The 8007-nt window shown below is 44.2% G+C and carries 8 protein-coding genes, 1 tRNA gene and 1 rRNA gene; 9 read left to right on the top strand and 1 reads right to left on the bottom strand.

Features of this window, described 5'->3' with window-relative positions; genetic code table 11:
- From rrf to tsaD, 6 genes are all read left to right on the top strand, one after another.
- A 5S ribosomal RNA gene (gene rrf, locus CSV68_RS13905) occupies positions 1-114 on the top strand; the annotation flags it as partial.
- A 24-nt stretch (positions 115-138) separates the two neighbouring features.
- Positions 139-214, top strand: a tRNA-Asp gene (locus CSV68_RS13900).
- A 144-nt stretch (positions 215-358) separates the two neighbouring features.
- Positions 359-808, top strand: a complete 450-nt coding sequence (tsaE, locus tag CSV68_RS13895) for a tRNA (adenosine(37)-N6)-threonylcarbamoyltransferase complex ATPase subunit type 1 TsaE (RefSeq protein ID WP_233190504.1) — start codon at positions 359-361, stop codon at positions 806-808.
- Positions 805-1506, top strand: a complete 702-nt coding sequence (gene tsaB / locus CSV68_RS13890; protein ID WP_099662435.1) for a tRNA (adenosine(37)-N6)-threonylcarbamoyltransferase complex dimerization subunit type 1 TsaB — start codon at positions 805-807, stop codon at positions 1504-1506. Before tsaE ends, tsaB begins: the two co-directional genes overlap by 4 nt.
- Positions 1499-1948, top strand: a complete 450-nt coding sequence (gene rimI, locus CSV68_RS13885; protein ID WP_099635410.1) for a ribosomal protein S18-alanine N-acetyltransferase — start codon at positions 1499-1501, stop codon at positions 1946-1948. Before tsaB ends, rimI begins: the two co-directional genes overlap by 8 nt.
- Positions 1948-2967 carry a tRNA (adenosine(37)-N6)-threonylcarbamoyltransferase complex transferase subunit TsaD gene (gene tsaD, locus CSV68_RS13880; protein WP_099662434.1) on the top strand — a complete coding sequence of 340 codons (1020 nt, stop codon included), beginning with the start codon at positions 1948-1950 and terminating at the stop codon, positions 2965-2967. Before rimI ends, tsaD begins: the two co-directional genes overlap by 1 nt.
- Positions 2968-4110: 1143 nt before the next feature.
- On the opposite strand, the gene CSV68_RS13875 is transcribed toward tsaD, so the two are convergent.
- The gene (locus tag CSV68_RS13875; RefSeq protein ID WP_099662433.1) at positions 4111-6036 is read right to left on the bottom strand and encodes an ABC-F family ATP-binding cassette domain-containing protein; all 1926 of its coding nucleotides are present in this window, start codon (positions 6034-6036) and stop codon (positions 4111-4113) included.
- 153 nt (positions 6037-6189) lie between these two features.
- Between CSV68_RS13875 and CSV68_RS13870 the strand changes: the two genes are divergently transcribed.
- The 3 genes from CSV68_RS13870 to tatC all read left to right on the top strand — a co-directional run bounded on the left by CSV68_RS13870 (position 6190) and on the right by tatC (position 7913).
- On the top strand, positions 6190-6837 hold the full coding sequence (locus CSV68_RS13870; RefSeq protein ID WP_099635413.1) for a redox-sensing transcriptional repressor Rex: 648 nt from the start codon (positions 6190-6192) through the stop codon (positions 6835-6837).
- Positions 6838-6900: 63 nt separating this feature from the next.
- A complete protein-coding gene (locus tag CSV68_RS13865) occupies positions 6901-7092 on the top strand; it encodes a twin-arginine translocase TatA/TatE family subunit (RefSeq protein WP_029055052.1) in 192 nt (63 codons plus the stop codon).
- A 17-nt stretch (positions 7093-7109) separates the two neighbouring features.
- Entirely contained in the window at positions 7110-7913 is an 804-nt protein-coding gene (gene tatC, locus CSV68_RS13860) for a twin-arginine translocase subunit TatC (RefSeq protein ID WP_099635414.1), read from the top strand.
- Positions 7914-8007: the final 94 nt, after the last annotated feature.

Below are 8007 nucleotides of genomic sequence, written 5' to 3'. Positions count from 1 at the left end.
TAGTAACGATGGCGAAGAGGTCACACCCGTTCCCATACCGAACACGGAAGTTAAGCTCTTCAGCGCCGATGGTAGTTGGGGGTTTCCCCCTGTGAGAGTAGGACGTTGCTAGGCTTTATTTTTTTGCTTCTTTTCAGTGGTCCCGTGGTGTAGCGGTTAACATGCCTGCCTGTCACGCAGGAGATCGCGGGTTCGATTCCCGTCGGGACCGCCATAATTTAACATTCCAAAACGATTTCACCTTAACGGGTGCGATCGTTTTTTTATTGTAAATAATCAATGCTGTCTTCTTAGCTTTTGTTTTACGAGGTTTTTCTGTACACTAGTACTATAATAGGAAGAGAAGGGTGAGTTAGCCGTGTGGGAGAAAGAAATCGAGTCCGTTGAAGAGATGGAGAAGCTAGCTGCTGAGATCGGTCGCTATCTAAGACCACCTGACGTACTGACACTTGAAGGTGATCTCGGAGCCGGTAAGACAACATTCACAAAAGCGCTTGCAAAAGCAATCGGTATCACACGCACAGTCAGTAGTCCTACTTTTACGATTATCAAGCAGTATGAAGGGGATTACCCTTTCAATCATTTAGATGTATATCGGTTAGCCAATAGCGAGGAAGACTTAGGTTGGGACGAGCTATTTTATGGAGATGCGATTTCTGTAGTGGAATGGGCACAATATATTCAAGAAGAGTTGCCCGAACATCGGTTGGAATTGGTCATCCGTCATACAGGTTCCGATTCCCGTAAAGTTGAATGTACGCCAAAAGGTGAACGATTTACACGTATTTGTGAGGAGATTTTTACATGATATGGTTAGGTATAGATACAGCAAATTCACCTTTATCTGTAGCCATTGTTAAAGATGATGTATTACTTATCGAAGAGTCAAGTATGATGAAGATTAATCACTCGCTACGCGCAATGCCAGCAGTGGAAGAGGCGTGTCGTAAGGCAGACATTACTCCTTCGGAAATAGATGCAATTGCCGTTTCTGAGGGTCCAGGTTCGTATACAGGTGTCCGCATTGGCGTGACGATTGCGAAGACGCTTGCCTGGACGCTTGATAAGCCTCTTTACGGTGTATCGAGTCTGAAGGCGTTAGCACTGAATGGACAACTATTCAACGGTTTTATCTGTTCCATGATTGATGCAAGAAGATCTAATGTCTACGCTGGTGTCTATCGTGCGAAGGGGACTGAACTGGTCAATGTGCTCGAAGATCAGCACTGTGCACTTGCAGGGTTGCTGAAGGAGTTAAAAGAGTATAACGAGGCGATTTTATTTGTTGGAGAAGATGTGAAACTGCATGAATCAATTATTCGTGAGCATCTTGGAGAACAAGCACATTTTGCTTCGTACGCACTGAATGTGCCGCGTGCATCTTCTGCTATTTTACTGGCTCAAAGTGCAGAACAAGCGGAAACAGTGCATATGTTTACGCCACAGTATAAAAGGATTACTGAAGCAGAAGCCAATTTGGTGAAGAAGGAGTCTTCCCATGAGTAATGAAGTGGTATTTCGAAAGATGACACATGATGATATTCCAGCGGTTGCGAGTATAGAACTCGAATCATTTGCAACACCTTGGACAGAAGAGATTTTCGAGCATGAATTAACAGGAAATGCGTATGCTCATTATATTGTAGCGGACCTAGAGGGTGAAGTGATTGGGCATTGCGGTATGTGGATTGTTCTCGATGAATGTCATATTACTAATGTGGCCGTACTTTCAGCTTACCGAGGTAAGGGATATGGAGAAGATCTGATGCGTCAGGCTATGGAGTTGTGCCGATTGAATGAGGTAAAGACCATGACGCTTGAAGTACGTGTAAGTAATGAACCAGCACGGACGTTGTATCGTAAGTTAGGTTTTCAAGAAGGCGGCATCAGGAAAAACTATTATACAGACGACCATGAAGATGGGCTCGTCATGTGGGTGGAATTCTAATGGATAAAGATCATTATATTTTAGGTATTGAAACGAGCTGTGATGAAACCGCGGCTTCTATAGTGAAAAATGGAACGGAAATTATCTCTTCTATAGTATCATCACAAATCCAGCAGCAAAAGCAATTTGGCGGTGTCGTTCCTGAAATAGCTTCGCGTTTACATGTGGAACAAATCACACTGGTGATTCAGGAAGCATTAAATGAAGCGAAACTTGTACCAAGTGATTTGGAAGCAGTCACTGTGACAGAAGGACCTGGGTTAGTGGGGGCATTGTTGATCGGTATCAATGCCGCGAAGGCTTTTGCCTTTGCGAATCAGTTACCGTTAATTGGTGTGCATCATATTGCAGGTCATGTCTATGCAAACCAATTGATTCATGAGATGGAGTTTCCTTTGCTGGCGCTCATCGTCTCAGGTGGTCATACGGAGCTTGTCGTTATGAAGTCACATGGTTCATTCGAATTGATCGGTGAAACGCGTGATGACGCAGCAGGCGAGGCTTATGATAAAGTAGCTCGTGTACTTGGTTTGCCCTATCCAGGAGGTCCACAGGTAGATCGGCTAGCGCAGGCGAGTGATGAAAGTATTGATTTCCCGCGTGCTTGGCTCGAAAAAGATTCGTATGACTTCAGTTTTAGTGGATTGAAGTCTTCCGTTATCAATTATAAGCATAATATCGAGCAAAAAGGCGGAAAGATCAATCATGATCATGTTGCGGCGGGCTTTCAGCAAAGTGTTGTCGATGTACTGACAGTCAAAACAGTAAAAGCAGCGAAAGAATATGATGTGAAGCAAGTGATCGCAGCGGGTGGTGTAGCTGCGAATCGAGGACTGCGAAAATCGCTGACTACTGCGCTTGAAAATGAGGGAATTCCCTTTTATGTTCCGCCTATTTCATTGTGTACAGATAATGCAGCGATGATTGCTGCAGCTGGCTATGAGATGTGGAAAAGTGGCGTTCGAAGTGATTCTAGAATGAATGGTCGACCTGGAATGCCATTAAAATCATGGAATTAATGAAGATACACACAGTTTGCTAACTTTCAGCAAATTGTGTGTTTTTTTGTTAGACGAATATTAATTTGTCAAGAGGGAACATTCGTACTTATGCACAGTTTGTGGATAGTTTGTGGGTAACATTCATAACCTGTGTATGGTAAACGGATACATATTGGATAACTATGTGGACTAATAAACAAATAATTGTGGACAACGTGGATAACTATGTTCATATGTGTTCAAATGGGGATTTGAACTGTGGAGAAGATTGTGGAGAAATAAAGTGTATTTTAGCTTGCGATTTTTTATGAAAGTATTAAAATGACGAATGATAAGAGGAATGGAGGGTTTCTTGTCGCAATTTGTCGTGTAATTGTTTGGCTAATATAGTTGAAGAATGGTGTTTTTCTACAAGTGCTGATAGTTATCGCAGAAGTGCTTATAAAATACCTGGATTGCTCTATAGAATGTACGTCCGATTTGTGAGATGCCGCGCCCGCTCATAGATCCCCCCGTGTCCGCTCTATGCAATGCCGCGCCCGCTCATAGATCCCCCCGTGTCCGCTCTATGCAACGCCGCGCCCGCTCATAGATCCCCCGTGTTCGCTCTATGCAACGCCGCGCCCGCTCATAGATCCCCCGTGTCCGCTCTATGAAACGCCGCGCCGCTCATAGATCCCCCGTATGTGCTCTATGCAATGCCGCACCCGCTCATAGATCCCCCGTATGTGCTCTATGCAACGCCGCGCCGCTCATAGATCCCCCGTGTCCGCTCTATGCAACGCCGCGTCCGCTCATAGATCCCCCGTGTCTGCTCTATGCAACGCCGCGCCCGCTCATAGATCCCCGTGTCCGCTCTATGCAACGCCGCGCCCGCTCATAGATCCCCCGTGTCCGCTCTATGAAACGCCGCGCCCGCTCATAGATCCCCCCGTGTCCGCTCTATGCAATGCCGCGCCCGCTCATAGATTCCCCGTGTCTGCTCTATGCAATGCCACAATCGCTCATACCTCTCCCGCATCCGCCCTACACAACACTGCCAAAGCTCATAACTACCGCAGCAACACTCATAACCAAAATAGCATAAACAAAAAAGCATCAAGAACCAATCAGTTCTCAATGCTCGTTTTGTATTACATAATCTTCAGTCTTCCTACATCTTTACAAGTTCTCTAACTCATCTTGAAGTACCAACCACTCTTCTGATTGTTCGTCATGGATTGCTTGAATCTCATCAATTTGACGTTGAATATCCATTAGTTCGACGTGATCGTTCGCCAATTCGGGTTCTAGTAGTTTGGCTTGCAAAGTTTCGATTGCTTCGTCGTACGCTTCAAGTTTTTTCTCTAACTCCGCAATGGATCTCGTTAGTCGGCGTTCGTGGCGTTGGTTTTCTTTATTCGCCACTTCTTTCTTGACGACGGGTTCTTTTGATCGTTGTTCGAGTTGTGTAGCCGCTAAGATCTCTTCTGTCTCCGTTTTTTTCTCAACGAAGTAATCGTAATCGCCAAGGTACTCAACTGCTCCATCGTCACTCATTTCAATAACTTTGGTGGCGAGTCGATTGATAAAGTAGCGGTCATGTGACACGAATAGAATCGTTCCAGGGAAGTCGTCGAGTGCGTTTTCTAGTATTTCCTTGCTGTCGAGATCTAGATGATTCGTAGGCTCGTCCAAGATTAATGTATTGGACTTTTCGAGCATTAATTGTGCTAATGAAAGACGGGCTTTTTCTCCGCCTGACAGGGAAGAAACGAGTTTTTCTATGTCATCGCCAGTGAACAAGAAGCGTCCAAGTAGTGAGCGTACATCTTTTTCATTCATTAGTGGCCAGTCATCCCATATTTCTTGCAGGACGGTACCGGAACCGATAAGTGTTGCCTGGTTTTGGTCGTAGTAACCGAACTGAACATTCGTCCCATAGCGGATTTCGCCGCCCATAAGTTCGTTGCGCTTAACTATGGTTTTAAGTAATGTGGATTTACCGACACCATTTGGTCCGACAAAAGCCACACGATCCCCTTTGTAAATACGCAGATTAATATTCTTCGATACAGGCTCTTCGCCATAGCCGATTTTGACATCGTCTAGTGACAGGACATCGTTACCGCTAGGCCGATCAATAGAGAAAGAGAAGTTCGCGGATTTCTCATCGCCGTCTGGGGAGTCCATCCAGTCCCTGCGTTCTAGTTGCTTCCGTCGACTTTTCGCCATTTTGGAAGTGGACGCACGTGCAATATTCTTCTGAATGAATTCCTCTAGCTTTGCCCGTTCATCCTTTTCTTGAACGAACAACTTCTGATCACGTTCATAGTTCTTCGCTTTCTCGTCTAAGTACGAGCTGTAATTACCGCTGTACCTTGAGACTTTACGTCGAGATACTTCATAAACAGTGGTAACGACTTTATCGAGGAAGTATCGGTCATGTGAAACGATTAGAATCGCACCTTCGTAGCCAGACAAATACCGTTCGAGCCAGTTTAGTGTTTCGATATCCAAATGATTGGTTGGCTCATCGAGTATTAATAAATCTGGCTTGCTCAAAAGCATCCTTGCAAGCGCTAGACGCGTCTTTTGACCGCCTGATAGTAAATGTACAGGCTTCTCGAAATCATCCGGGTAAAAACGCATCCCATGAAGCACAGAACGGGCATCTGCTTCAAATTGATAGCCTCCCGCTTCCTTAAACTCAATTTGTAGTTCATCATATTCGGTCATGACGCGAGCGTAACGGTCCGCGTCTTCATATACCGCAGGATTCGACATTTCATGCTCTAGCGCGCGTAGACGACTTTCTTTTTCACGAAGTGGTGCGAATACCGTCATCACTTCATCCCAAATCGTTAATTCCGAATCGAGTCCGCTGTGCTGTTCGAGGTAGCCCATACGTACACCTTTTGGAATGATGATATCTCCTTCGTCCGCGGATATTTCACCTGCAATGATTTTCAATAATGTCGATTTTCCAGCACCGTTTCGTCCAACTAGTGCGACACGATCTCGATGCTGTACTTCGAGACGGACGTTCTCTAGTAGATCCGTACCTGAAAAAGACTTGGTTAGTCCATTCACTTGTAAAATAATCAAGCCCCACACCTCTATTCCTTATCAGTTTAATGGAATGGGGCGCCTCATGCAATAATCGGCTTTACAATGAACTCGTTGTGCTGTACGATAAAAGCGGCTATACCCTTGTTGAGGGGTTGGTCATTGAAGTGACAATGGGGGTAGGGCACAGCTGTGAGGAAACCTAGAATTCCGCAGGCAACATCAAAACGGTTGCCTTTATACTATAGATTTTTACGAAATTATGCAGATAAAGGTGTACAACGCATTTCATCTGGTGAGTTAAGTGAAGCGATGAAGATTGATGCGGCAACGATTCGCAGAGATTTCTCCCATTTTGGAGCGCTTGGGCGCAAAGGGTACGGCTATGACGTCGACTCCTTGTTGCAATTCTTCCGTGAAACGCTTGATCAAGATGAAGAAACCAATGTGGCATTGATCGGGGTAGGTAGTCTCGGAAACGCCTTTTTAAAATACAATTTCCAAAAGATTCATAACACGAAAATTGTGGTCGCATTCGATCCGAAAGCACCGTATGAGGGCGAACTGAAGAACGATATTCTTATCTATCCACCTGATCGTATTGAAGAGAAAATTAATGAGCTGGGTATTGAAATGGTTATTTTGACTGTGCCATCACGTGTTGCACAGGAATTGACAGACCGTCTCGCTACAACGTCTGTAAAAGGGATTTTAAACTTTACTCCTGAACGGCTGGCAGTACCAGATACAATCCGCATTCAGACAATCGACTTGTCTGTTGAGTTGCAAACATTGATTTATCTCATCAAAACGGACGTAAAAGATTCACAAATTACGTGACACTGTGATAGTAAAATTATAGGTTTTCATGTAGAATAGACATATTACAAGGAGGTGGCCAACATGGCTCCAGGTATCGGAAGTTTACTGATTATTGCTGTGATTGCATTGCTTATATTTGGTCCTAAGAAATTACCTGAAATCGGTAAAGCGTTCGGTTCTTCATTGCGCGAGTTCAAAAACGCAACTAAAGGCCTTACAGACGACGAAGACGACGTAAAAAAGGTTGAAGACAAGAAAGAAGAAGTGCGCTGAGTTAGGGTGTTATTCTGATGGCAGATAAAGACTTAACAATCATTGAACATATAGATGAAGTTCGAAAACGGCTGATGGTAATCGTCGTTTTCTTTATTGTTGGGGCAATCGGTAGTTTTTTCTTGGCGAAGCCGCTCATTAATTTTATACAGTTCGATACACCGGCTGAACAAGTCACATTGAATGCATTTAACGTCGTAGATCCAGTCGTGATCTATTTGAAGGTCATTGTATTTCTTGCGATTGTTATTATTTCACCAGTCATCATGTATCAATTTTGGGCCTTTATTTCACCGGGACTTCGTGACTTGGAACGGCGTGTCACGCTGTCATATATCCCGTTTGCTTTTCTCCTGTTTTTAGCAGGAATCAGTTTCTCTTATTTTATATTGCTACCGTATGTCATGAAATTCATGATTAATCTGTCAGGTCAATTAAACATTGAGCAGACAATCGGTATTAATGAGTATTTCTCTTTTTTATTCTCGCTACTATTGCCGTTCGGTTTCGTCTTTCAGTTACCGATTGTCATTTTATTTTTATCACGTCTCGGTGTGTTGCAACCTAAGGTACTTGTCAAAATACGAAAAGTTGCGTATTTCGTTTTGTTCGTACTGGCAGCGTTCATTACACCACCGGACATTGTGTCACATTTATTCACCACGGTTCCGCTATTCATTTTGTATGAGGTCAGTATTGTGATTTCACGTCTAGGTTATCGGAAGTTCGAGAAAGCGGAACGTCTGCGCCAGATGGAAGAAGTGAAGGCAGAGCAACAGCGTCAGATTGATGAAGTGATGAATAAAACAGACGATAAGTAAATCCATTTAGATCCTCCTGCTCGCGCAGGAGGATCTTTTACGTTTTCCTTGACGTGGTCAAATATGGGTTCATTTACCAATGCCCCTATGGTAA

This window comes from Sporosarcina sp. P29, from assembly GCF_002743265.1.
In the GTDB taxonomy this organism is placed as follows: domain Bacteria; phylum Bacillota; class Bacilli; order Bacillales_A; family Planococcaceae; genus Sporosarcina.
Note: the sequence above shows the minus strand (reverse complement) of the source record. Positions and strands in the feature narration are given on the sequence as shown.

Excerpts from the sequence above, each read along its gene's own strand:
- tsaB (WP_099662435.1), top strand. The coding sequence starts at position 805 with ATGATATGGTTAGGTATAGATACAGCAAATTCACCTTTATCTGTAGCC.
- rimI (WP_099635410.1), top strand. The coding sequence starts at position 1,499 with ATGAGTAATGAAGTGGTATTTCGAAAGATGACACATGATGATATTCCA.
- tatC (WP_099635414.1), top strand. The coding sequence starts at position 7,110 with ATGGCAGATAAAGACTTAACAATCATTGAACATATAGATGAAGTTCGA.
- tsaD (WP_099662434.1), top strand. The coding sequence starts at position 1,948 with ATGGATAAAGATCATTATATTTTAGGTATTGAAACGAGCTGTGATGAA.
- CSV68_RS13865 (WP_029055052.1), top strand. The coding sequence starts at position 6,901 with ATGGCTCCAGGTATCGGAAGTTTACTGATTATTGCTGTGATTGCATTG.